This window comes from Acinetobacter sp. DMC2, assembly GCF_056314305.1.
On the sequence record NZ_JBQUYP010000007.1, the window covers coordinates 73,337 to 97,538 of the forward strand.

The window sequence follows — 24,202 nt, forward strand, 5'->3', positions numbered from 1 at the left end:
AAGCTATGAAAATTGTTCAGGTATTGGCAACTAGTGGTGGAATTGGTGGTTTAGAGCAGCACACTTTTAACCTTGTTAATCAGCTCGCTTTAAATCATGAAGTACATGTGATTGCACATCCTTGCTATCTAGACAAATTTAGCCAACAAGTAAATTTTCATGCGGTTGATTTTGCACGTAGCCGTTGGAATATTTTTTTACTCTGGCAACTTAAAAATCTTATCCAGCAAATTCAACCTGCTATTGTTCATGCACAAGCAGGAAAGGCGGCTGAGCTGATTGCCCGAATTAAGCCATTTTTATCTGGCCCAAAGTTTGTGACAACAGTACATGGTACTAAAAAGAATAAATCTGCCTATTTAGCAGGTGATGCTGTTATTGCGGTGAGCCAAGCACTCACGCAAGGCATTCCAGAGTCTAAAGCACATGTGGTTTATAACGGGGTCTATCCTCAACCCGTACTTACAGTTGAAAATAAAGAAAAGTTATTTCAATCAATTCAAAAAGATTTTGCTGAGCTAGATGCAAGTAAAAAAGTTGTTATGTGTATTGGACGTCTAGAGCCAGTAAAAAATATCAGTTTACTGATTGAGTCGATGCAACAGATCGATGCCAATTTATGGATTATTGGTGATGGTTCACTTAGAGCAAGTTTAGAAAAACAAGTCAGTGAATTAAACATGCAAGATCGGGTCGCTTTTCTTGGGTTTAGAACTGATGCTCGAGATCTGATGCAATTAGCAGATATTGTGGTTTTGTCATCAGATCGTGAAGGTTTTCCACTCGTCATGGTCGAAGCTTTACAGGCTAATAAAGCAATGGCTTCAACCAAAGTGAATGGCGTGATCGAGTGGCTGCCAGAGCAGTATTTGGCAGAAATTGGAGATGCACAAGGTTTGGCAAAAGCAATTCAATATGCACTTCAACCTGATGCTCAAAATGACTTTGACCCTTTGTATGCAAAAGCCAAGGCTGAACTGACTGTACCAGCCATGGCTGAGCAGACGCTTAATATTTATAAAGGCCTGCTGAAAACTTAAGTATTCTTCGGCGTAAGGCGAATAGCATCAAGTACCACAAAGTTATCTTCGACATTAATGGTATGACAACCGTCATCAGCCTGATTCCAGTCTGGTAAAACTACTTCTAGTAATTTTTCTTCGTAAGCTGTCGGGCTAAGCTGAGTAATTGCCTTTAATTCGATATTACCGCCATAACGTTTTAACGAATCTTGGCTTGGACGAACCAGTTGTCCTTTATAAATAAAAGGTTTACCCGCCATACGGAACTGCTGACTGCCTCGACACACTGGATTCATTGGGTGTTCTTGCCAGTTAGGATGTAAAATATCTTCGGTAAAGAATAGATCTAAACGATCACCAAATTTCTTACAATCACGACGCGTTGAAGTAAAAAGATACCATAAGCCTTCATGATAGAAAGGGGTGCTGTCGACTGCTTCGATATTCTCGATCAGATTAGAATGCTTTTCCCATTTCAGTGGAAATTCAGTACATTTCCAAAGTTCAATCGTCTTGTTGGCAGAAGTTTCTGGGATCATGTACCAAGTATCTTTTACTTTGAATATACAAGGATAAGAAAGGTGATAGTCGAGCTTTAGGATTGTCTCTGGTGGCGTGTAGGTGCCCTCTTTAAAAACTTCTAAAACTGAAAGAAAACCTACAGGATGTTCGTCATCAACTTCTTCAAAAAAAATGAAATGACGGCCATTTTCATAAGCATAAAAGCTATCTGCAAATGTAAACTTTTTAGGGGAGTGGATCTCAAAGAGAGAATCTAGTTGCTCAAGTGTAGTAAACGGTTGTTCTAACCAGCCAAAACGCATATACCAATGAGAGTCAAAAGATTTTGCTTTTTTTGCTTGTTGGTATTTATACCATTTTTTTTGAATCAGGCGATTTAGCATTAAATTTTACACTCGATATAACTATAATTAGATAGACTATCCCTGACTCATTTTAACATTTGAATGAAATGAAAAAATATTTAATCAGTATTGAATCTGCTAATAGTGAACGTTTAAAAAAGTTGTACTCTCAAGCAACATTTTACAAATATCGCGATGAATTTAAGCAGTTTGGGGTAATCGGTAAGAATTTAAGCGTCAGTGAATATTTTCAACAAGGTGTAGCAGGCAAGAAAAAACCGATGACGCCTGGCGAGCTTGGTTGTGCCATGTCTCATATTGCTGCACTAAAAGATTTTTTAAACTCAGATGAAGAATATGCAATTATTTTTGAAGATGATGTGATCGAACGTTTTGAAATTGATTTCCAAGACTTAGAAAAGCACATTCATTCTTTGAATCTAGGTCCGTGCTTTTTCCTAAGCTTGGGCGGTATTCAAATGAAAATATGTAATCGCGTTCGTGGAAAATTTTTATCCGAAGAGTTGTATAACCAAAAAATTCTAAAAGTTGATTATGATTATCTCGAAAAACTAGCCTATGCGTATGCCTATGTTGTAGACCGTAAAATGGCGCAGATGTTGGTTGATTATCATCAGCCGATCAAAATTTACGACCATTGGCAAGATCTTGTTGGACGAGGTGATTTCAGTTTTTATGTCAGCTTTTTATTCGATCACCCGATCATCGAAAATAATGATGCGTTAAGTTATTTAGAAAAGGAAAGAAGCTTAATTACTCCTATTTCACAAGATGATAGAGATTTGTTACGTTACCTAAGAGTTAAACTAAAGAAATATATACTTAATAAATATATAATTTAGTCGTTTTTTTAGATTTTCTTACTAATTTTATGACTAAGCAAAAAAATATTATTATCGGGTCAGCAACTGGATACAGTGCTGACCTCATTTCTTCTTTTGTATATTCTTTGGAAAAGACAGACTTTGATGGCATTTTGACTTTAATTATCTATAAAGAGCAAATGTCAGAGTTTGTTAATGCATTTTCAAATATCAAAAATTTTAAAATTGAATTTAAAGTTTCAACGATTGGGAAATTTAAATCGAAGTCAAAATACTCAGGTATTTACAAGTTTAAGTTTATAAAGAATATTCTTAAGAAAATTATTGGATTAACTGTAAATGAAGCAGTTCCTGATTCAAAAATAAAAGCCCTTAAAATCACAGGCTATCCGCATGTGAGTCGCTTTTTTGAATATAAAGAAGTTGTAGAAAGTCATCCTGATGCTTCACATGTGCTGCTCAGCGATGTGCGAGATGTTTTTTTTCAGGGTAATCCTTTTAAAGATCTGGGCAAAGGGCTCTTTGTTGGTATGGAAAATCCAGATTATACGATAGGCACTGAGCAATATAATCAAAAATGGATTATCGATGCATATGGAAATAGTTTTTATAATAGTGCAAAAGATGAGCAGGTTTCGTGCTCAGGTGTCACAATTGGAGATATGAACTCGATTAAAGTCTATATCAATAAAATGATTGAAGAGTTCTGCAAACAGCCATATCAAAAAATGTCTGAAAGAATTTATGATCAGGCAATGCACAATAAATTATTAATTACCAATGATTTAGCTGATGTAACTCGCTGTCAGCCATTTGAGTCTATTATTGTAACTCTTGGATTGTATCCAATAGATCAAATTACGATTAATGATCAAGGTTTTATTATCAATCGCAACCAGAAAATCATTCCTATTGTCCATCAGCATGATAGACATCCGGAATTGATTCAGTTATGTGATAACTATATTGGGAAATAAATTTTAGGATTATCTAAACTTTATGAGGGGAAGCGGATATTAATTTTTATCCGCATTTCCTTTTAAAACCATATAAATCAGCGCAACAAAAATAAGCAATGCACCTGCTAAGCTACTTACGCAGAAATAAAGAATACGTTGACTTGTAGTGATGTTAAATAATTCATTTGCAAGGATATAGCGCATGAAAAACCATTGCGCAAGAGAGAATACGATTACGATTAAAGCATGTCGACGTACATCAGGGCGCATTGCCATAATGAATCACCAAGGGAGAAAAAGTGGTGATATTATGCCATTTGCTCACTGTCATCTCAAGAGAGCCTTAATTGGGGTGATTATATAGAAAAATTAAAATTATGAATGAATTGTGAATTTTTATTAACATTAATAAACCTTGAATTCCATTTTTTATCTGAAATTTTCTAGTAAGTTTCTGTACTTATTTGGATATGTGTTTGATGCAGCCTGTTGATTTTGTAATGATTTGGGTAGACTCAACCGATACGAAATGGCAGCAACAATATATATATTATAAATCCAAAGTAGCTCAAACAAAGGTGGTTGAACTTGTTGAGCAATGTCGCTATCGCGACTGGAATAATCTTCATTATTGGTTTAGATCTGTTGAAAAATTTTGTCCTTGGGTTAGGAAAATCCATCTGGTGACTTGTGGTCATTTCCCTGAATTTTTAGTCAAAAATCATCCTAAGTTAAATTTGGTTACACACGATCAAATCATGGAATCAAACTGTTTACCGACATTTAACTCACATGCTATTGAAATTAATATTCATAAAATAGATGGTTTAGCAGAGCATTTTGTCTATTTTAATGATGATACTTTTATCAATAGGCCTTTAGAGCCTGAGTTCTTTTTTAGAAATGGTTTACCTTGTGATGGTGTGCATTTACAGCCACTTATGGTCGTAGGTGAAGAGAACTTTCTAGGCGCAGTTGCCCTAACTGATGTTGCAATTATTAATAAGCATTTTGATAAGCGAAAATTATTCCATAAAAATCCCTATGCACTTTTTAATTATCGCTATTCTATGAGCAGTAATTTGGGTAATTTTTTGAGTTTATATAATCGAAAATTTTCAAGTTTTTATAGTACTCATTTGCCTCAACCTTTTTTGAAATCGGTATTTGAAGAAGTTTGGAAAACTGAAGAGACTTACTTAAAAGAAGTATCAAGTCATCGATTTAGACAGCCTTTAGACGTTAATCAGTATCTTTTTCGATTGTGGCAGTTGTGCTCATCCCGTTTTTATCCTGTCAATATATTTGAGCGTGGACAAAACTTTAACTTAAGGCTACAAAATCTTCCTGAAATTAATCAGGTTATTAAGAATGAACAACTTCCACAAATTTGTCTAAATGACGATGAACACGTGGTCGATTTTGAAAAGCTTAAAACAGAAATCATTCAAATTTTTGATCAAAAATTTAAAACGCTCTCAAGTTTTGAAAAAGAAATATCTCATTAAAATTTGAAAATTAATGAATAAAAAACCCTGCATAAGCAGGGTTTTTTAATGTGAAAATCTAAAAATTATTTAGATTCTTCAGCTTTTGGCTTCTCACGTAAGCGGATGCCCAAGTCACGAAGCTGATTTGCTTCAACAGGAGCAGGTGCTTGAGTAAGTGGACATTCAGCAGTCTTCGTTTTAGGGAATGCAATAACGTCACGAATAGAAGTCGCGCCAGTCATTAACATCACTAAACGGTCAAGACCAAATGCCAAACCACCGTGAGGAGGAGCACCGTAACGAAGTGCATTTAATAAGAAGCTGAATTTCTCTTCTGCTTCTTCATCAGAAATACCAAGCGCTTCGAAAATCGCTTTTTGCATTTCTAATGTATAAATACGTAGAGAACCACCACCAACTTCAGTACCGTTCAATACCATGTCGTAAGCAACAGAAAGCGCTTCACCTGGATTGCTCTTCACTTCTTCTACGCTTGATTTTGGTAGAGTGAATGGATGGTGAACAGAAGTCCATTTGCCATCGTCAGTTTCTTCAAACATTGGGAAATCAACAACCCAAAGTGGAGCCCACTCACAAGTTGCAAGATTCAAATCATGGCCGATCTTCACACGAAGTGCGCCCATTGCATCATTTACAACTTTAGCTTTATCAGCACCAAAGAATACGATATCGCCATCTTGCGCACCAACACGTGCCAACAATTCAAGTACGATCGGTTCAATGAATTTCACGATTGGAGATTGAAGACCTTCAATTCCTTTAGCGAGTTCATTAACTTTGATGTAAGCCAAACCTTTTGCACCATAGATGCCAACGAATTTAGTGTATTCATCGATTGCACTACGTGGCAATGATGCTGCACCTGGAACACGTAAAGCAACAATACGGCCTTTAGGATCTTTTGCAGGACCAGCAAATACTTTGAACTCTACTTCTTGCATTAAATCTGCAACGTCAACGAGTTTCAACGGAATACGCATATCAGGTTTGTCTGATGCATAGTCACGCATTGCATCTGCGTAAGTCATACGTTGGAATTTATCGAATTTAACGCCAAGAAGTTCATCGAACATCTTCACAGTCAGGACTTCCATCAAGTCCATAATGTCATCGTCACTCATGAACGATGTTTCAACGTCGATTTGAGTAAATTCTGGTTGACGGTCAGCACGTAAATCTTCGTCGCGGAAACATTTCGCGATTTGGTAGTAACGATCAATACCACCCACCATCAACAATTGTTTGAATAATTGTGGTGATTGTGGAAGTGCATAGAAACTGCCATTTTGTACACGACTTGGTACTAAGTAGTCACGCGCACCTTCAGGAGTTGCACGTGTCAAAATAGGTGTTTCAACGTCTAAGAAACCATTATCTTCGAAATAGTTACGAATAAGATTGGTCAGTTTAGAACGGAAGCGTAAACGATCCAACATTTCAGGACGACGAATATCTAAGAAACGATATTTCAAACGAATTTCTTCAGAAATATTGGTATTTTCATCATTTAAAGGGAATGGAGGTGTTTCTGAAGCGGCAAGAACTTCGATGTCTTTACCTAAAACTTCAATTTGACCACTCACCATGTTGGCATTTTCAGTACCTTCATAACGGCGACGAACACGACCTGTAATTTTTAATACATATTCAGAACGTGCTTTATCTGCAGTTGCAAATGCTTCTGGAGTATCTGGGTCAATAACCACTTGAACGAGGCCATCACGGTCACGCATATCAAGGAAAATAACACCGCCATGGTCACGGCGACGATGTACCCAACCGCATAGTGTAACGGTTTGGTCGATTTGGGCTTCAGTTAAAGAGCCACAGTAATGAGTTCGCATCATGATGAAAAATATCCAAACTATATTGGCTGAAAAGACGGATGCGTAAACCGCGCACCGTCAAAAAAATAAGTTTTCGATTATGCCCTGTTGCATGGTTTGCCACAAGAACTAGATCAAAAAACCGCGGAAATTAACCTGAAAATGAGCAATTTGGCAGCAAATTTTCTGATTCATCCCATTCTTTGTTGTCGATCTAAAAACAAGAATAATAAGCATCCTAAGCTAAAGGTACTTAACCAACCTTGCATAAACTCGTTGATAGAACGGCCTGTAAAATAATAGGTATCGGCATGCCAAACCTCATGGGGTATGTAACGTGCATAATCCCAAAATGAAAATAAACCTAAGACTGTAGATAGAATAAGCAGAGACCACGCGTAAATTTTAATTTTTTTATTTACTTTCCAGTGTTGTTTGTAGCGCTGGTAATAGTGAATACACATCCAACCAAGAAAAGGTAAGGCAAGAGCAGAGGAGCCAAGTTGTAAAAGACGATGCAAAGGGTAGGGATGACCAAAAAGATGAATAGTTGTCGCTAAAACATCTTTAAATACAAAAGTTCGAAAGTCTGAATGTGTTAAACCATCCCAAATGAGATGAGTTGCTATACCGACAATGAGTGCAAATATAACTCCAATAAAAAATATAAAAATACGTTTTAAAGAGCTGAGGCCAAGATCATGTTGCACACCAAAAAAACGGTACACCACTGGACGATAAAGAAAATACCAAACTGCACAAAAGATGAGGCCTAATGCAAGGTTGGGATAAATCAGACCTTTCCATTGGTGCGTCAGCATGCTGGACTGAACTGTAAATAAGCGGTAAAGATCGGGTGTCATACTTCCAATGGCTAACGCAGCAATCGGTAAAGTGTTTTGGCTAAGCTTAGATAAGGGAGGAGCTATAACGGCATGAGAGATGGTAAAAGGCATTAGAAATCAAAAATTACTCACATCATTTAATTGACCAGTCTAACGAATCATCTAATCAGAAATGTTTTTTATTGCAAAACAAACGAAATGTTATAATATAACAAAAATAAAACATATCGTGATCCGGGACACATCCAATGCAGTTTTATAAAAATATTTTGACCATATCCATTTTAGCTGTCATATCCGTTCCTTCGTTTGCAGCAGAAAGTGAAAATGTTGAAAAGCTAGAAACTATCCGAATTAAGGCTCATCCACTTGAGCAAACTTCACAAGATTTTGCTGTGGCAGATACTGTTGTTGATCAAAAGCATTTATCGCAAGGGGCCGCCACCATTGGGGATGCGCTGAGTAGTGAAGTAGGAATTTACGCTAATCAGTTTGGGGCTGGTTCGAGTCGACCAGTGATTCGTGGGCAAGATGGACCACGCGTTAAAGTACTCCAAAATTCATCAGAAAATATTGATGTTTCGACCTTGTCTCCTGACCATGCGGTAACTGTAGATCCTGTGCTTGCGAAGCAAGTGGAAGTGATTCGAGGTCCTTCAACTTTACTGTTTGGTGCTGGAACTGTAGGTGGTTTAGTCAACGTAATTGATAACAAGATCCCTACGCAAATGCCTGAAAACGGTTATGAAGGACAAGTTGGCTTACGTTATAACACTGGAAGTGATGAAAAACTGGCGAGCGCTGGAGTAACTGTTGGCTTGGGTAGCCAAGTTGCTTTACGTGTTGAGGGGTTAACACGTGATGCAAATAACTACATTGCGCCAAATTATATTCATGAAGGTGAAAAAGAGCGCCGTGTAGACAATACTTTTGCTCAAGGCGATTCAGTTAATGTCGGATTGTCTTGGATTTATGACCGTGGTTATACGGGTATTTCTTATAGCAACCGTCGTGATCAATATGGCCTACCGGGGCATAGTCATGAATACGAAAGTTGTAGCGCTCATTTAACAGGTACATCACATTTGCATTGTGGAGACCATGAGCATGAAGATGGTGAAGAAGCTCATGATCATGGACAAGAAGAACATGGTCACGAACATGGCGGTCCATGGATTGACTTAAAATCTGAGCGTTATGATTTTAAAACTGAATTAAATGATCCGTTTGCAGGCTTTCAAAAGTTACGTGCACAAGCGAGCTATACCGACTATCAACATGACGAAATCGAAGAGGGAGCAATTGCAACCCGATTCCAAAATAAAGGCTATGACGGGCGTGTTGAGTTAGTACATAACCTAATTGCAAGTTGGGAGGGGGTGATCGGTGCACAGTTAGGACAGCAAAAACTGAATTTAACTGGCGAAGAAGCCTTTATGGCACCGACTACTACCAAAAAGTGGAGCGTATTTGCTTTAGAACATAAACAATGGAAAGACGTACATTTTGAGCTTTCTGCACGAGCAGATCAGCAAGAAGTTGATGTAGATGATAACTCTAAACAAGATTTTGATGGCTCGGCATTTTCCTATGCAGGTGCTGCGAATTGGGAGTTTGCACCGAACTACAAACTTTCTTTTGTCGCTTCACATCAGGAACGTTTACCTTTAGCTCAAGAGTTATATGCCAATGGTGGGCACTTTGCGACAAATACTTATGAGTTAGGAAATGATCAACTCAGTAAGGAAAAATCGAATAATGTTGAGTTAGGTTTGCATTTTGATAATAACAAACTTGATTACCATCTTCATGTTTACCATAACTGGTTTGATGACTACATCTATGCGCAAACCCTTGACCGTTATAAAGACTTCCGTTTAGTTCAATATACTCAAGATAAAGCACGCTTCTATGGTGCAGAGGGTGAAATTGGTTATCAAATTACCCCGATGTACAAGATCAGTGCTTTTGGTGATTATGTGCGCGGTAAAATTGATGCAGAAGGTAATGCTCCGCGTATTCCAGCAGGACGTTTAGGTACTAAAGTTGACGCAGATTTTGGTGATGGTTTTAGTGGTTCTGCCGAGTATTATCATGTCTTTAACCAAGACAAGATCGCAGCTTACGAGACCGAAACTGAAGGCTATAACATGCTCAATCTTGGGGTGGCATATTCCGGGCAATATGGTGCAAAAACAGATTATCGTGTTTATATGAAAGCGAATAACTTGTTAGATGACACGGTTTATCAACATGCATCTTTCTTATCAAATATTCCACAAGTTGGACGCAATTTTACGGTAGGTGTTGATTTTAGTTTTTAAGGCTTTAACACGAAACTAAACTTGAAAAATCAATCCAAAAGACCTAATTTGAAACCATCAAGTTAGGTCTTTTTTATGCGTATTTTTCAGCGAATTCATCAAAAAATAAATTGGTCAGGGCATCGTTATATGGCGATATTACTTTGCGTTGTTGCTATTGCATATATTGCATCGGCAATTTATCACACGGTAAAACCATTGCCACAAGGAATTAACTTTAGTGGCAAGCTTAGACATGCTGATGTCAAATTTTTAGCAGATAAAACCTACCTTGATGCAAAAGGACAACAGCAGGTCGATCAGCACATCTTTGATGAAATCTTGAAAATGATTGATGAGGCAAAAACCACAGTTGTGGTTGACATGTTCTTGTTTAATTCAGAAGTGGGTGACTCAAAACTGAAGCAAAGGCCATTAATGCAAGAGTTAACCGATGCATTAGTAAGTAAAAAAAGACAGAATCGCCAAATCCAGATTGTATTAATTACTGACCCAATTAACTCAGTATATGGTGGTTTAAGCCCTGAACATTACCGCCAGTTACGTCAAGCGGGTGTTGATGTGATTGAAACCAATTTAGCTCCTTTACGTGCTTCTAATCCGTTCTGGTCAGGCTTATGGTATATCTGCTGTCAGAATGTTGGAAATAACCCTGAAAAAGGCTGGTTGCCAAATCCATTCGGTGAGGAAAAAATTACACTGCGCAGTTATTTGAACTTATTTAACTTTAAGGCCAATCACCGTAAAACTGTAGTCGTCGATACCGATACTGGTTGGAAGTCACTGGTGACTTCAGCAAATCCGCATGATGGTAGTTCTAGACACTCAAATGTTGCATTAGTTGTAACTGGAGCGACAGCCGCAGATGTTTTACAATCTGAAGCCGCGGTTGCGCGAATGTCAGGTAGTAGTTCTCCATCGCTCATTTTAGGTGACTTTGAAAAAGACGTAACCAAACCTCAAGTTCAAGTGTTAACTGAAGGGGCGATTTATCAATCTGTATTAAAATTGATTAACTCGGCTAAGCCTAAAGAGCATCTTGATTTAAGTATGTTCTATTTATCTGAACGCAAGATTATTCAGGCTTTAAAAAAGGCTCAAGATCGTGGAGTTGTAGTTCGCGTTTTACTTGACCCCAATAAAGATGCTTTTGGCCGACAAAAAAATGGTATTCCAAATCGTCAGGTAGCTTCAGAGTTACATGCAGCGGGTATTCCAATTCGTTGGTGTGACACACATGGTGAGCAGAACCATAGCAAAATGATTTTGAAATATAATGCTCAACACGCTGAGTTGATTGTGGGATCTGCTAATTTTACGGCCCGTAATTTAAAAAATTACAACCTTGAAACGGATATGTTGGTTGTGGGTAAAGTTCAAGATCAAGTCTTTAAAGATGCTCAAGATTACTTCAATACCTCTTGGTCAAACCTACAAGGTAGACAGATGAGCGTGGATTACGCGAAGTATGCTGATGAGTCTAAAGTGAAGTATTGGATTTATCGTTTTATGGAATGGTCAGGTTTGTCGACTTTCTAATGACCATCTTTGGAGTTTTCCAAAAATGGCTTGTGCCTAGAGTCATCCACAACCTGCCCAAAATCTGAGATTAAATTGTTTTTGCAATAAAATTAGATAAGCGAAAACAGTGAACAGGTTTTGTGGATGACAAATGCTTTTGGTTACTTTGGGCGAAACCAAAGTAACGAATTGGCTACTACAACTAGAACTTAAAGCGGTAAGACTCCGTCGTGCTAATTAAAAAAGAGAATAAAACTTTGAATATTTTAAGGCGCTGGAGGAATCAACTGATCCAACGTCTTATCATCTAACTTTTCTAATTCACTCAAATCAGTCTTAATTTTCCACTGCGACTCATCATCTACAGGATTTGGTAAACGAGCTTCAAGCCAGTCACAGACTACATCTGGGTTAAATTCAGGATGGTTACACTGAATAATCCACGATAAAAAGTCTTTCGCTTCACCGTTCATGTATGGCGGTGGAGAAACAGGGAAGAATAAAGTCGGTAGACGTTCATTCGTCGATAGATAGTTTAAAACATGTCCTAATTCTTGAACTGTTTGCCATGCTAGCGGATGTTCTACATCAATACTGAACTTAAACCACCAAGCATGTTCGCCGTCTGCTCCATGAGCCATGATACGGGCTTCTTGTACGGTTGGAACTTTGCAAAAAAATTGATGAAGACGTTCAAAACTGATTTCAGACACAGCAATTGACCTAGTTTGAAAAATGGTAATGGTAGCACAGATACAGATTCTTCATATTTTCTTTATAGTCATTACAAACAATATCAATCAAAGCTGTTTTATTCATGGTTTCTCCTTGACTCTCTTTTAATCTAGCTTCAGATCAAGATAAAAGGAAATAGGTCATGAAAAAGCCAATCGTTCTTGTACTTTCAACATTAATGTTGGGTATGTCAGCTACTGCGATGGCCGATACAAGTCATCGTTGGGACAATAATCATGGTAAAAACTATGATCGATATGAGCATCGTGATGACCACCGTCATGACTACCGAAATGATCATCGCGCTCCACAGTGGTCAAATGCCGATCGCGGTAAGCACTATGGTCGATATGTAGCATTTAAACGTGGTGATCGTGTTCCAGCAGAATACCGCAATAGTCGCTATTATGTTTCAGACTGGAGATCGCATCGTTTGTATGAGCCACCACGTGGATACCGTTGGGTTAAAACACCGAATCAATATTTACTCGTAGATTCAAAACATCAAATTTATCGTGTCCGTTAATTTTGAAATATAGAATATATAAATGGCCTCAATATTGAGGCCATTTTTTTATGCTAATTCATCATCTTGAGGCTGAGGGGGCTTTAAAGGCGTTGGTGTTTTTGCATGTTTCTCTCTCATCACTGACGGATAATTCCAAGATGCAAAACGAACAACCAAGATAGAAAGAGCTAAAATAAGAATCGAGCCCGTAATAATGACTTGGTCCATATCCGCTTTATGGTCATGTTGGATATCGGAAATGAGTAGGCGGGTTAAGGCTGTAATCGCAACATAAATAAGAAAGCGTACAGGCATATGATTGGTTTTAAAGTAAATTCCAACCATCGCCCCAAGTTCTAAGTATATAAATAATAATAAAATATCATCAATTGAAGCATACTTTTTGACTGTTAAAATTTCAAAAACAGTATTGGCTGCGGACCAAGCCACCATACATCCAATAATAAACAGGGCTAAATAGTGGAAGGCTTCTACGGCGTAATGACCAAAACGGTCAAGTATTCGCTCGTATTTTTTAGGATCAGGCATCGTAAGATCTTTTGTTTGTTTCTTAATTTTTAGAAATTAAACAAATTTCATGCCAATGGAAATAGTAAATACAAAATAAAAAAGCGCCTGAATATTCAGACGCTTTTTCATAAAGAACTTAATTAAGCTTGGTTCGTAAAGTAGTCTTCACTGAAGCCCATAATTAAGTCAGAACCCGCTTTAATTTTAGCAATACGTGCATCAATATCCGGCAAGATACGATCAGCAAAGTATTGAGCTAAAGCAAGTTTGTTTTGATAGAAGTCACCAGACTTATCTTTTGCTGCTGCCGCAATTTTTGCAAACATATAAGCGAAGCTGAGTAAGCCAACTGCATGTAGATAATCAACAGCAGCAGCATTCGGGAAGTCTACGTTTTCAGCAGCTTGTTCAATAATAAACTGAGTGATTGCTTCTATTTCAGTTGCAGCATCTAAAGTTGCATCTTTAATGAAGTTCAAATCGGTGTCTAAGTCATTTGCAAAGTCACGAATCTCAGTGATGTATTCCGCAATGAATGCACCGCCACATTTAATGGTTTTACGACCAATTAAATCTTGAGACTGAACGCCATTCGTTCCTTCGTAGATTTGAGCAATACGAAGATCACGAATACATTGTTCCATACCCCATTCACGGATATAACCGTGACCACCGAACACCATCTGAGCATCTAAAGTTGCTTGGAATGCGGTATCTGTGAGGTAAGCTTTAGCAATTGGTGTTAAAAGCGCAACGCGATTATTGGCTTTTTTCACAGCTTCAGCATCAGTTGAGAATTTAGTGATATCGAGCTGTTGACCAACATAGACTGCAAAAGCACGTGATGCTTCATTGTTTGCACGTACGTTCAACAACATACGACGAACATCACCATGGACTAAAATGCTGTCAGCAGGTTTATTTGGTGATTGAACACCAGCTGCACTACGACCTTGTAAGCGGTCAGTTGCATATTGCGCTGCATTTTGATAAGCAAATTCAGATGCGCCTAAACCTTGGATACCCATTGATAAACGTTCGTAGTTCATCATGACAAACATGGCAGCAAGACCTTCGTTTTCTTTACCAACAAGGTAACCTTTTGCTGCATCAAAGTTCATCACACAAGTTGCGGACGCTTTAATCCCCATTTTGTGTTCGATAGAACCTGGGCCAACGAGGTTACGTTCACCTAATGAACCATCTTCGTTTACCAAATACTTTGGCACGATGAACAAAGAAATACCGCGTGAACCAGCAGGAGCATCTGGCGTTTTAGCAAGTACTAAATGAATAATGTTTTCTGCTAAATCGTTGTCACCGCCAGTGATAAAGATTTTAGTACCTGTGATGTTATAAGTACCATCTTCATTAGGTTCTGCTTTGGTTTTAATAATACCTAAGTCAGTACCTGCATGTGGCTCGGTTAAGCACATCGTGCCCGACCATTCACCTGAATAAATCTTTGGTAAGTAAGTTTCTTTTTGTTCTTGAGATGCATAGCTGTTTAAAGCCATGCCTGCACCCACAGAAAGAAGCGGGTAGAGCATAAATGATGGGTTAGTTGCAAATAACATTTCATCAGAAAGAACGGTGAGCATTTTTGGCATGCCTTGACCGCCCCATTCTTCATCGGCACCTAAGCCAATCCAACCACCTTCTGCATATTGACGGAATGCATCTTTAAAACCAGCTGGTGTGAACACCTCGCCGTTTTCATAGCGAGCGCCTTCTTCATCACCGGTACGGTTTAATGGATGAGTCACGTTCTGAGCAAATTTAGCCATTTCTTCTAAAATTGCTTCAGCTGTTGCAGCATCTACATGAGCGAGTTTCTCATTAGACTGCCAAAATTGTTCTGCTTTAAATACATCATTTAAGATGAATTTCATATCAGCTAAAGGAGCATTGTAAATTGGCATAATCGTTCACCTTTTTTGTGCACATTGGCCTGTGCTAGATATCCTGTAAAACGAAATGGATATGGAATTTAAAGTGTAAATTTATCATTGATTTTATAAAAAAAGGACCGTCAAAACTGAGCAGTCCTTTTTTGTTTTTTAACATTGCATATCGCAACCAACTATGGTTAGAAAGCGAAATGTTCAGCGTCTAATGACATCAATGGATCTAGACCACCTGCAATCACATCAACATGTGAGCGAACACGTGGCAAGATTTTCTTGAAGTAGAAGCGAGCAGTTGTAACTTTCGCGTTATAGAAATCAACATCGGTAGTACCTTCTGCTAATTTCTCTTGTGCAACAAGTGCCATACGAGCCCATAGATACGCTAAAGTGATATAACCTGAGAAGTAGAGGTAATCTACAGCAGCAGCGCCTACTTCATCTGGGTTTTGCATTGCGCGCATACCAATTTGCATAGTGAGATCGCCCCATTCTTTGTTAAGAGCTGCAAGCGGCTCAACAAATTCTTTCATGGCAGCGTTATCTTTATTTGCTTCAACAAATTTGTGAACAATTTTGGTAAAGTCTTTTAGCATTGCGCCTTGAGTTTGCAATACTTTACGGCCTAACAAATCAAGTGCTTGAATTTCAGTTGTACCTTCATACAAACATGAAATACGTGTATCACGTACGATTTGCTCCATGCCATGCTCAGAAATAAAGCCATGACCACCGAAGACTTGAACACCATGCTTAGCAGACTCAGAACCTGTTTCAGTTAAGAATGCTTTTGCAATTGGAGTCAATAAAGACAAGATGTTGTCAGCAAACTTGCGCTCTTCTTCTGTTTCACCTTTTTCAACGATGTCAGCATATTGAGCAAGTAAGTAAACAAGTGCACGACCGCCTTCAGCAAATGCTTTTTGTGTTAAAAGCATGTTACGAACAGCAGGGTGAACGATAATTGGGTCAGCATCTTTTTCTGGAGCTTTAGGACCAGAAAGCGAACGCATTGCTAAACGTTCTTTTGCGTAAGTTAACGCACCTTGGAAAGATGATTCAGATGCTGCTAAACCTTGAACAGCCGTACCAATACGTGCTGTGTTCATGAAGGTGAACATACAGTTCAAACCACGGTTTTCAGGTCCGATCAAGTAACCTTTAGCTTGGTCAAAGTTAATGACACAAGTCGCGTTACCATGAATACCCATTTTGTGCTCGATAGAACCACAACGAACTGCATTACGCTCGCCTACAGTACCATCTGCATTTACATGGAATTTAGGAACGATAAATAATGAGATACCTTTGGTACCTTTCGGCGCACCTGGTAAACGAGCAAGAACGATATGAATGATGTTCTCAGCCATGTCATGTTCACCAGCAGAGATAAAGATTTTCTCGCCAGAAATTGCATAGCTACCGTCAGCATTTGGTTCTGCTTTAGAACGGATAATACCTAAGTCAGAACCTGCATGAGATTCAGTTAAGCACATCGTACCTGTCCAAACACCTGAAACAAGGTTTGGTAAATAAGTATTTTTTTGTTCATCAGAACCATGATGTTCTAATGTACGTACAGCTCCGTGAGACAAGCCAGGGTACATACCCCAAGACCAGTTTGCTGTACCAACCATTTCAGAAATTGCAATACCTAAAGAGTTAGGTAAAGCCTGACCACCGTATTGTTCTTCTGCTGATAAAGACGGGAAGCCAAGTTCAATATATTTTTGATAAGCTTCTTTAAAGCCTGTTGGAGTGGTAACTACGCCATCATTCCAAGTACAACCTTCACGGTCGCCAACTTGGTTTAAAGGAGAAAGTTCATTTTCACAAAAGTCTGCCGCAGCTTCTAAATATTGATCAACCAATTCACGGCTTACGTTACCTTGGAAATCAGGTAATTTTGCATAGTGTTCTTCAGCATTTAATAATTCATGCAAAACGAATTGCATATCACGTAAGGGCGCTTTGTATTGTGGCATATCGGGTTCCTCAATACTGGTGAAACCAGAGTTATAATCTTAATCTATGAGAATGTGCCATGAGGCACCTTGGACTATTACATCGTGCAACAACTTGCATAACTGCACAAGCACCTCAGGACCTTTACTTTGTGACTGCAAAGTCAAGAAAAAAATGCTTAAACTAGCTAAGTGCTTTGAGTGTGAACACTTTTGGTTATGTTTATATGATACAAATAGTCAAAATCGTAAACAGTTATGTATAAACAAAAGGCGCCTATAGGCGCCTTTTGTTTTATGATTTTTAGAATTATTTTGCTTGAGCTGATGCAGGAGCAGGGGCGTTAACTGGTGGTTGAGGGCGCTTTGGTTCAAAACGAAGGTTACAAGTACCTTCAAGTGTCTTATCTCCAACTTGAACATTTACTGCTTGTCCGTTGGCCTTACCATCACATGCTTTTTGGATTTGTTCAAAGCGAGCTTGACGTTCTGCACGGTGTTGTTCCCATGCTGCTTTTTGCTCTGGTGTGAACTCACGATGTTTCATACGGTGGTGGCCTTCACGTGGGCCATCTTGCATCATGCCACGCTCTGGCTTTGGCGGTTGAGTCGTCGATTGACACGCCGCTAAACTTCCCATTGTTACAATTGCCGCACTGAATAATGCAATTTTTGCCGTCATTTTCATATTTAAAGCCTTTTAATGTTGTGTTTACTGATGGCTTAAAGATTAGATAATAAAGATGTAGAAACAATGGAGAGTTTTTCTTTTCGTTGTTGGTTACAATGCAAATATAGGGTAAAAATGAGAGAGTGCTTTTGAACGTTCTACGTGTTCCCATTGCATTACGGTTGTTTTTGACAGTCTTGCTCACCACATTGCTTATTGCGACTGCAAGCTTGAGCGTTTTGCACTGGACAATGCAAAAGAACTTTGCCAAATACGTGGCTGACGTTGAAATGCAGAAGCTCGACCGCCTTATAACCAATCTGGGTGATGTCTATACGGTGTACCATGATTGGGGTAATGCGATTCAGGCACAGATTTTACAAATCGAAGGAACCGCGGCTCCTGATGACTACGATCGTCTCTCGCAGTGGTGGCTTCGTCGTCAATATGACATTGCCATACAACAGCATTCTTTCGATGAACATGCTCTTATTAATATTTCGCCGCAAGTTGCACCGACAAATAAAAATACTATTTTTAGCGATGAAGAGTTAAGAACGCTTGAGCAAAATTTACCTTCTCAATATCAACCCTTTGAAGGATTAAGATTCCCCTTAAGCGCAAACCAATTTCGCCCAAGTGATGATAAAAATAAGTCTAAGAAAGGGAGCTTAAAAGATATTGAAACTCAAAATGGTAAAAAGCGTTTTATTGCTTTGCCCGACCGTTTGGGGTTGAGTTCCCGTTTATCTTTATATGATGCACGGCACCAGTTTGTTGTAGGTGAACCGCCTTCTTCAGATCAGATGTCATTTCGCCCGATTATCTTAAACAATCAAGTTGTAGGATATTTAGGTTTAAAACCTGTTTTAGATAAAGAAGATGCTTTGAGTATTAATTTCTTTAGTAATCAAAAGCGCTATCTACTCTTAATTTATGCTTTAACCTTACTTTCAAGTTTAGTTGCAGCGCTTTTGATGGCGACTTATTTTAAAAAGCCGATTCAGCGTTTATTAAATGCAACCAATGAATTAACGAAAGGAAACTATCAGCATCAAGTTGTTATTAAACGAAATGATGAGTTGGGCGATTTATCAACCCAATTGAACCATTTAGCAGAAATTTTACATCAGCATGAAGAGTCGCGACGTCAATGGGTGGCAGATACTTCTCATGAGTTAAAAACGCCGCTGGCTGTATTACAAGCACAAATTGAAGCGATGCAAGACGGGATTCGAAAAGCAACCCCTGAGCATTTAGATGCGATGATGCGTCAGGTTTCAAGCTTGAAAAAATTGACCCAAGATCTTGCAGACTTGGCACAGGCAGATGCCCAGCAGCTTAAGTGTTATTTAAGTTCTGTTAATCCATGGGAAGTGGTATTACAGGAAGTAGAAAACTTTAAACCTAAACTTGAGCAGGCTGGTCTCGAAATTCAGGTTGAAGGAACAAGTTCTCCGCTATTATTAGACCGTGATCGTTTTAAACAGATTATTGTTAATTTAATTAGTAATAGTATTCGTTACACAGAAACAGGTGGCAAAATCCATATTCATACAGCTCAAACTCCGCAGGAGTGGACTTTGTATGTCGATGACAGCCCATTTGGTTTAAACGATGAGCAGTTATCTCGTTTAGGTGAACGTTTCTATCGCGTAGATGATTCGCGTACGCGTAGTACAGGTGGAACAGGGCTAGGCTTGGCTTTGTCTTGTAAAATTGCGCAGGCGCTTGGTGGTACACTCAGTTTTGAACATTCACCGTTAGGTGGTTTACGTTGTGTGCTCACTTTTAAAAAGCAGAGTTAAATATAAAAGGAAAAATATCTCATGAAACATGTGATGTTGGTTGAAGATGAAGTCGAATTAGCGCATTTAGTGCGTGATTATCTTGAAGCTGCCGGTTTTGAAGTAAGTATGTTTCATGATGGTCAAGATGCCTATGCGAGTTTCCAACAACGTAAACCTAATTTAATGGTTCTGGACTTAATGGTTCCACGAATGGATGGTTTGACCATTTGCCGTAAAGTTCGTGAACAATCAGATTTGCCGATTATTATGGTGACGGCTCGTACTGAGGAAATTGACCGTGTATTAGGTCTGAATATGGGCGCTGATGATTACGTATGTAAACCGTTTAGCCCAAAAGAACTTGTTGCTCGTGTACAGGCAGTTTTACGCCGTTTAGAGCGTAAAGCAGAACCTGAACAAAATGATTCTTTCAGAATTGATAAAGCTCAGCAAAGAATTTGGTATCAACAAAAATCATTGAGCTTAACGCCAACCGAATTTCGCTTACTTGAGCTATTTTTAGAGCATGTAGGGCAAGTATATTCACGTGCACAATTATTAGATCATATTAATCCAGATAGTTTTGACGTTGCCGACCGTGTAATTGACAGTCATATCAAAAACTTGCGCCGAAAAATTAGTGAAGCGGCTGAAACTGGTAACCGTCATGAATGGATTCAAGCTGTTTATGGTGTAGGTTACCGCTTCGAATATCCTGAAGAGTAAAACACTCACGAAAGTTATTCTGTGGATAACCACAATGTTATCCACAGAAAATGTGGATAGTTTTAAAGATTTTATGGATAAATAATAATCTTCGTGTGATTGGGTACCAATTGCCAAATCTCATCTATATCTGCATTTCTAACCGCAATACATCCTAATGTCCAATCCTTATGTGGCATATAAGTCGAGCTAAAAGGCATAGACAAAAAGGATTTTGGAACTGATCCATGAATCATGATATCTCCACCTGTTGGTTGATTATGTTGCTTGGCATAAGCAACATCTTTCGTATCGGGATAGGAAATATGCAATGATTTATAGAAAGCACTTTGTAGATTGCGCCAATCTATAGAATAGACCCCTTCAGGCGTTTTACCGTCATTTTCAAAATTTTTGTGTCCTTCAGGGTTAAAGCCTAAACGGATAGGATAACGACGAATCACATCCTGATTACTCTTGAGCAGAAGTACGCGTTGACTTTTAAACACTTCAATTGAGGTGATGGGCTTGGTCTTGATTAGATCCGAAATCTCTTCGCGTGAAAGAGCTTTATGGGATGATGTAAAAGTCGGTAAATATTTTTCATATTTATAAAAAGCGATTCCGAGTGGAATTATAAGAAGTGTACAAATAATGATAGGTCTAATTTTCATATATTATTCTTTGATGCTTAAAAACTCTCTTAAGCCACTCCTAAAGTGGTTTAAGAGAGTTTTAGTTTTTAAAGTATTAAGAAGAACAGCTGACAGCTACGTCTGGTACGTCACTTGGTAATGGGCCTAAATCTTGTGGCTGTTCGAGCTCTGGTTGTCTTGTATATGGCTGGTCAAGCAGCTTAAACAAACGGTCTACTTCGCTAAAATCATCTCGTTCTGCTGCTTCAATAGCACGTTGAGCCATGTGATTCCGTAAAATATAAATCGGATTTGCTTGCTGCATGTTTGCATCAAGTTCAGCAGTATCTTGATGTTCACGAATACTTTGATATTGGCTAAGAAACTCATCAAACTGTCGAATATCAAGGCAATCATCTCGTAGAGTTTTATATTCTTTATTTTGAAGTCGGATAAAGCTCTGAGTGTAATCGAGTTGTTCAGTTTGTAAGATTTTTAAAAAACTAAAACTACAATCAAGACTGTCTTTATGAAAATGGGGAAGTCCCATTTTTTGACATAAACCAGTTGTGTAATGTTCAATAAAAGTCGGTTCAAATTGTTCTAAGCAACGCGCTAACTCTTCTTTGAACTGATCCTTTTGTTCAGGTTCAGCAAGTGGAATCAAGTTGTTTAACCACGTCCATAAATTCCAATGGCCTATGCTTGGCTGATTTTGATAAGTATAACGACCTTGGTAATCTGAGTGGTTATTGATCCAGTTCGGGCGGAAGCGTTCCATAAAACCATATGGACCAAAATCGAGTGTTGAACCTGTAATATTTAAGTTATCGGTATTCATCACGCCATGAGCAAACCCAACCAATTGCCATTTCGCAATCATGATTGCAGTCCGTTCAATTACCTTTTTGGCAAAGGATAAAATAGGATTCTCAGTTTCTAGACACTCAGGATAATGCCATTCAATACATTTTTGAGTGAATTCTGGCAGCAACTCTGGAGCGTATTGATTAATCCATTCGAAATGTCCTAAACGGATATGACATTCAGATGTTCTGAGCAGCATTGCGCCTAACTCTAGTTTTTCGCGCTGTACCCCTTGAGTAGAGGTCGTAAAACCTACCGCGTGACTAGAAGCGACGCCTAAAGCATTTAAAGCATGCCCAGCTAAATATTCCCGGACAACGGAACGCAGCACTGCACGTCCATCTCCCATTCTTGAATAAGGGGTAGGGCCTGCACCTTTGAGATGTAGGTCAATGGTTTGACCCTTTGTATTGAGTATTTGCGCAATCAGTAAGCCACGACCATCACCGAGTTGTCCTGCCCATTGTCCAAATTGGTGGCCAGCATAGACCATCGCCACAGAAGGAAATTCAGTGAAAGTACGCTGTCCGCTACAGATTTCAACCCATGCATTTTTATCGTCTTCTGACCATTGAAGTTCATTAGCCAAAGCACTGTTAAAATGACCTGCTTTTGCACCACGTAAAGGAGATGGTTGCTGAACATGAAATAATTTAGAAGGAAGTGAAGGGTAGAGCGGATTAAATTGCATGGGCTTGGCAAAATAGAGAAAGCGGATTTCACTATACCATAGTTAAAAAGCAGGCATAAAAATAGCTCCCGAAAGAGCTATTTTTGATCAGAATTTATTTTAGTCTGACACCACGTTGGTATTCTTTTTAACACTACGCATGAGTGTTTCTAAGCATTCACGGTGATGACTTAAGCGGTGTTCAAGCAACTGAAAATCAACTTTAAGCTTGTGATCCATTCTATGAATCTTTTCAGCCATTGCTGCTTTTTTCGCTTGTAACTCTTGTTCTTTAAGTTTTGCCCAATCATTTAAAGTATGGGTAAATGCTTCGTATTCTTGTGCAATACGTTGTTTCATTTGACTAATGTCAGCATTTACATCATGACCATAGATAGCAAGATCTTGCTCGGCATATTTAAACTTCATCGCCAGTTCTGCTTTTTTAATATTAAAGCTTGGAATACGACGTAAATTTTTAGCTAAACCAAGTTTAGAACAAGACCAAATCAACCATTTTGTTGGGTCATATTGCCACCATTTCACACCGTTACGATAATCGTATTGGAAGATATGGTGATAGTTGTGGTAACCCTCGCCCCAAGTGGCGATAGCTAACCAGAAATTATCACGTGCCGAGTTTTCGTCTGTATAAGGACGTTTACCGAACATATGACAAAGTGAGTTAATAAAGAAAGTTACTTGATGGCTAATGATTAAGCGTAAGAGACCACCTATGAGGACTACACCCCATAAATCGCCAGTTGCCCAACCAATTAAACCTAAAATTCCAACATGAACTGCAACTACGAGTAAACCGTAGTATTTATGCTGGAACATAACCAATTTATCATTGAGCAAGTCAGGTGCATTTTTAAAGTCGGGCTCAGATGGCGAATGATCGCGGATCATCCAACCCATATGGGCATACCAAAAACCACGCTCAATTGAATATGGATCTTCATCGACATGATCAACATGTCTGTGGTGAGTACGGTGACCAGATGCCCAAAACAGAATACTGTTTTGTACGGCAAAAGTTCCACCGATCATTAAAAGAATTTTAAGCGGTAACGACGCTTCATAAGCTCGGTGAGCCCACAGGCGGTGATAACCAGCAGTAATCCCCATACTACTTAGAGCTAAAAGAAAAAATAAGCTTACCCATGCGCTTACACTAAAATCATAATAATACGCGTAAATCGGGATTATGATTGCGGCAAGAATTGGTAAACCAATTAAGGTAATGCTAGCGGTCCAGTTAATTGGGGCTTTGAGTGGGGCGGAAGTCATATCCGGCAGCGCTCCTAGAATCCTTGTCAGACAAGGTACAAAGACAAAACGACATAGCAAAACCAATCATCAAGATATATTGCTATTCTATCCTTCATATTAGCACGTGCTTAGTGAGAATCACTAGCATTATTGTACAGATGTATTGAAAGAACGGTAACAGAATTAAACTATGTCACAGAGTTTTTCAAGTAGGAGAAGTTGTTTA

The 24,202-nt window shown here is 38.7% G+C and carries 21 protein-coding genes; 9 read left to right on the forward strand and 12 right to left on the reverse strand.

Going from position 1 to position 24,202, the window contains the following annotated elements:
* The first annotated feature begins 5 nt into the window (after positions 1–5).
* Entirely contained in the window at positions 6–1,040 is a 1,035-nt protein-coding gene (locus ACT53H_RS15595; protein WP_476009617.1) for a glycosyltransferase, read from the forward strand.
* Here ACT53H_RS15595 and ghy read toward each other — a convergent pair.
* A complete protein-coding gene (gene ghy / locus ACT53H_RS15600) occupies positions 1,037–1,927 on the reverse strand; it encodes a glycosyl hydrolase Ghy (RefSeq protein ID WP_476009618.1) in 891 nt (296 codons plus the stop codon). The genes ACT53H_RS15595 and ghy overlap by 4 nt on opposite strands.
* A 68-nt stretch (positions 1,928–1,995) precedes the next feature.
* On the opposite strand from ghy, the gene ACT53H_RS15605 reads away from it, so the two are divergent.
* The gene (locus tag ACT53H_RS15605; RefSeq protein ID WP_476009619.1) at positions 1,996–2,751 is read left to right on the forward strand and encodes a glycosyltransferase family 25 protein; all 756 of its coding nucleotides are present in this window, start codon (positions 1,996–1,998) and stop codon (positions 2,749–2,751) included.
* A 29-nt stretch (positions 2,752–2,780) separates the two neighbouring features.
* The gene (locus ACT53H_RS15610; protein ID WP_476009620.1) at positions 2,781–3,710 is read left to right on the forward strand and encodes a lipooligosaccharide outer core biosynthesis glycosyltransferase GtrOC6; all 930 of its coding nucleotides are present in this window, start codon (positions 2,781–2,783) and stop codon (positions 3,708–3,710) included.
* 39 nt (positions 3,711–3,749) lie between these two features.
* On the opposite strand, the gene ACT53H_RS15615 is transcribed toward ACT53H_RS15610, so the two are convergent.
* The gene (locus tag ACT53H_RS15615; RefSeq protein ID WP_174732785.1) at positions 3,750–3,968 is read right to left on the reverse strand and encodes a hypothetical protein; all 219 of its coding nucleotides are present in this window, start codon (positions 3,966–3,968) and stop codon (positions 3,750–3,752) included.
* Between the two features lie 203 nt (positions 3,969–4,171).
* On the opposite strand from ACT53H_RS15615, the gene ACT53H_RS15620 reads away from it, so the two are divergent.
* A complete protein-coding gene (locus tag ACT53H_RS15620; protein ID WP_476009621.1) occupies positions 4,172–5,200 on the forward strand; it encodes a stealth conserved region 3 domain-containing protein in 1,029 nt (342 codons plus the stop codon).
* A gap of 65 nt (positions 5,201–5,265) precedes the next feature.
* Here ACT53H_RS15620 and aspS read toward each other — a convergent pair whose 3' ends face one another.
* Both aspS and ACT53H_RS15630 read right to left on the reverse strand, forming a co-directional pair.
* The gene (aspS, locus tag ACT53H_RS15625) at positions 5,266–7,050 is read right to left on the reverse strand and encodes an aspartate--tRNA ligase (protein ID WP_004789117.1); all 1,785 of its coding nucleotides are present in this window, start codon (positions 7,048–7,050) and stop codon (positions 5,266–5,268) included.
* Positions 7,051–7,220: 170 nt separating this feature from the next.
* Positions 7,221–7,985 (reverse strand): DUF4184 family protein, encoded by a 765-nt coding sequence (locus tag ACT53H_RS15630; protein WP_476009622.1) that lies wholly within the window; start codon positions 7,983–7,985, stop codon positions 7,221–7,223.
* A 137-nt stretch (positions 7,986–8,122) separates the two neighbouring features.
* Between ACT53H_RS15630 and znuD the strand changes: the two genes are divergently transcribed.
* Both znuD and ACT53H_RS15640 read left to right on the forward strand, forming a co-directional pair.
* Positions 8,123–10,198, forward strand: coding sequence for a zinc piracy TonB-dependent receptor ZnuD (znuD, locus tag ACT53H_RS15635; protein ID WP_476009623.1), 2,076 nt, complete (start codon positions 8,123–8,125; stop codon positions 10,196–10,198).
* 75 nt (positions 10,199–10,273) lie between these two features.
* Positions 10,274–11,737: a phospholipase D family protein gene (locus ACT53H_RS15640; protein WP_476009624.1), complete on the forward strand. Its 1,464-nt coding sequence runs from the start codon at positions 10,274–10,276 to the stop codon at positions 11,735–11,737.
* 248 nt (positions 11,738–11,985) lie between these two features.
* Here the strand turns inward: ACT53H_RS15640 and ACT53H_RS15645 are convergent, their stop codons facing one another.
* Positions 11,986–12,432: a hypothetical protein gene (locus tag ACT53H_RS15645; RefSeq protein ID WP_004789125.1), complete on the reverse strand. Its 447-nt coding sequence runs from the start codon at positions 12,430–12,432 to the stop codon at positions 11,986–11,988.
* A 164-nt stretch (positions 12,433–12,596) separates the two neighbouring features.
* Between ACT53H_RS15645 and ACT53H_RS15650 the strand changes: the two genes are divergently transcribed.
* The gene (locus ACT53H_RS15650; RefSeq protein WP_174758810.1) at positions 12,597–12,980 is read left to right on the forward strand and encodes an RcnB family protein; all 384 of its coding nucleotides are present in this window, start codon (positions 12,597–12,599) and stop codon (positions 12,978–12,980) included.
* 48 nt (positions 12,981–13,028) lie between these two features.
* On the opposite strand, the gene ACT53H_RS15655 is transcribed toward ACT53H_RS15650, so the two are convergent.
* The 4 genes from ACT53H_RS15655 to ACT53H_RS15670 all read right to left on the reverse strand — a co-directional run bounded on the left by ACT53H_RS15655 (position 13,029) and on the right by ACT53H_RS15670 (position 18,052).
* Positions 13,029–13,511: a phosphate-starvation-inducible protein PsiE gene (locus ACT53H_RS15655; protein ID WP_013196854.1), complete on the reverse strand. Its 483-nt coding sequence runs from the start codon at positions 13,509–13,511 to the stop codon at positions 13,029–13,031.
* Positions 13,512–13,633: 122 nt separating this feature from the next.
* On the reverse strand, positions 13,634–15,415 hold the full coding sequence (locus ACT53H_RS15660; protein WP_004789132.1) for an acyl-CoA dehydrogenase C-terminal domain-containing protein: 1,782 nt from the start codon (positions 15,413–15,415) through the stop codon (positions 13,634–13,636).
* 167 nt (positions 15,416–15,582) lie between these two features.
* Complete coding sequence (locus tag ACT53H_RS15665; RefSeq protein WP_004789135.1) at positions 15,583–17,385, reverse strand: acyl-CoA dehydrogenase C-terminal domain-containing protein; 1,803 nt, start codon at positions 17,383–17,385, stop codon at positions 15,583–15,585.
* 289 nt (positions 17,386–17,674) lie between these two features.
* Positions 17,675–18,052 (reverse strand): hypothetical protein, encoded by a 378-nt coding sequence (locus ACT53H_RS15670; RefSeq protein ID WP_005309618.1) that lies wholly within the window; start codon positions 18,050–18,052, stop codon positions 17,675–17,677.
* 131 nt (positions 18,053–18,183) lie between these two features.
* Between ACT53H_RS15670 and baeS the strand changes: the two genes are divergently transcribed.
* Entirely contained in the window at positions 18,184–19,842 is a 1,659-nt protein-coding gene (baeS, locus tag ACT53H_RS15675; protein WP_049838143.1) for a sensor histidine kinase efflux regulator BaeS, read from the forward strand.
* Between the two features lie 21 nt (positions 19,843–19,863).
* Positions 19,864–20,550 (forward strand): response regulator, encoded by a 687-nt coding sequence (locus ACT53H_RS15680; protein WP_003655179.1) that lies wholly within the window; start codon positions 19,864–19,866, stop codon positions 20,548–20,550.
* 71 nt (positions 20,551–20,621) lie between these two features.
* Here the strand turns inward: ACT53H_RS15680 and ACT53H_RS15685 are convergent, their stop codons facing one another.
* The 3 genes from ACT53H_RS15685 to ACT53H_RS15695 all read right to left on the reverse strand — a co-directional run bounded on the left by ACT53H_RS15685 (position 20,622) and on the right by ACT53H_RS15695 (position 23,994).
* Complete coding sequence (locus ACT53H_RS15685; protein WP_476009625.1) at positions 20,622–21,203, reverse strand: L,D-transpeptidase family protein; 582 nt, start codon at positions 21,201–21,203, stop codon at positions 20,622–20,624.
* A gap of 76 nt (positions 21,204–21,279) precedes the next feature.
* Positions 21,280–22,722, reverse strand: coding sequence for a protein adenylyltransferase SelO (locus ACT53H_RS15690; RefSeq protein WP_476009626.1), 1,443 nt, complete (start codon positions 22,720–22,722; stop codon positions 21,280–21,282).
* A 99-nt stretch (positions 22,723–22,821) separates the two neighbouring features.
* Positions 22,822–23,994, reverse strand: coding sequence for an acyl-CoA desaturase (locus ACT53H_RS15695; protein WP_004789144.1), 1,173 nt, complete (start codon positions 23,992–23,994; stop codon positions 22,822–22,824).
* Positions 23,995–24,202 lie beyond the last annotated feature (208 nt).

What these genes read in the sequence shown, in the direction of transcription:
- ACT53H_RS15595 (WP_476009617.1), top strand. Translation starts at nt 6, where the DNA reads ATGAAAATTGTTCAGGTATTGGCAACTAGTGGTGGAATTGGTGGTTTA.
- ghy (WP_476009618.1), bottom strand. Translation starts at nt 1,927, where the DNA reads ATGCTAAATCGCCTGATTCAAAAAAAATGGTATAAATACCAACAAGCA.
- ACT53H_RS15605 (WP_476009619.1), top strand. Translation starts at nt 1,996, where the DNA reads ATGAAAAAATATTTAATCAGTATTGAATCTGCTAATAGTGAACGTTTA.
- ACT53H_RS15610 (WP_476009620.1), top strand. Translation starts at nt 2,781, where the DNA reads ATGACTAAGCAAAAAAATATTATTATCGGGTCAGCAACTGGATACAGT.
- ACT53H_RS15615 (WP_174732785.1), bottom strand. Translation starts at nt 3,968, where the DNA reads ATGGCAATGCGCCCTGATGTACGTCGACATGCTTTAATCGTAATCGTA.
- ACT53H_RS15620 (WP_476009621.1), top strand. Translation starts at nt 4,172, where the DNA reads ATGCAGCCTGTTGATTTTGTAATGATTTGGGTAGACTCAACCGATACG.
- aspS (WP_004789117.1), bottom strand. Translation starts at nt 7,050, where the DNA reads ATGATGCGAACTCATTACTGTGGCTCTTTAACTGAAGCCCAAATCGAC.
- ACT53H_RS15630 (WP_476009622.1), bottom strand. Translation starts at nt 7,985, where the DNA reads ATGCCTTTTACCATCTCTCATGCCGTTATAGCTCCTCCCTTATCTAAG.
- znuD (WP_476009623.1), top strand. Translation starts at nt 8,123, where the DNA reads ATGCAGTTTTATAAAAATATTTTGACCATATCCATTTTAGCTGTCATA.
- ACT53H_RS15640 (WP_476009624.1), top strand. Translation starts at nt 10,274, where the DNA reads ATGCGTATTTTTCAGCGAATTCATCAAAAAATAAATTGGTCAGGGCAT.
- ACT53H_RS15650 (WP_174758810.1), top strand. Translation starts at nt 12,597, where the DNA reads ATGAAAAAGCCAATCGTTCTTGTACTTTCAACATTAATGTTGGGTATG.
- ACT53H_RS15655 (WP_013196854.1), bottom strand. Translation starts at nt 13,511, where the DNA reads ATGCCTGATCCTAAAAAATACGAGCGAATACTTGACCGTTTTGGTCAT.
- ACT53H_RS15660 (WP_004789132.1), bottom strand. Translation starts at nt 15,415, where the DNA reads ATGCCAATTTACAATGCTCCTTTAGCTGATATGAAATTCATCTTAAAT.
- ACT53H_RS15665 (WP_004789135.1), bottom strand. Translation starts at nt 17,385, where the DNA reads ATGCCACAATACAAAGCGCCCTTACGTGATATGCAATTCGTTTTGCAT.
- ACT53H_RS15670 (WP_005309618.1), bottom strand. Translation starts at nt 18,052, where the DNA reads ATGAAAATGACGGCAAAAATTGCATTATTCAGTGCGGCAATTGTAACA.
- ACT53H_RS15680 (WP_003655179.1), top strand. Translation starts at nt 19,864, where the DNA reads ATGAAACATGTGATGTTGGTTGAAGATGAAGTCGAATTAGCGCATTTA.
- ACT53H_RS15685 (WP_476009625.1), bottom strand. Translation starts at nt 21,203, where the DNA reads ATGAAAATTAGACCTATCATTATTTGTACACTTCTTATAATTCCACTC.
- ACT53H_RS15690 (WP_476009626.1), bottom strand. Translation starts at nt 22,722, where the DNA reads ATGCAATTTAATCCGCTCTACCCTTCACTTCCTTCTAAATTATTTCAT.
- ACT53H_RS15695 (WP_004789144.1), bottom strand. Translation starts at nt 23,994, where the DNA reads ATGACTTCCGCCCCACTCAAAGCCCCAATTAACTGGACCGCTAGCATT.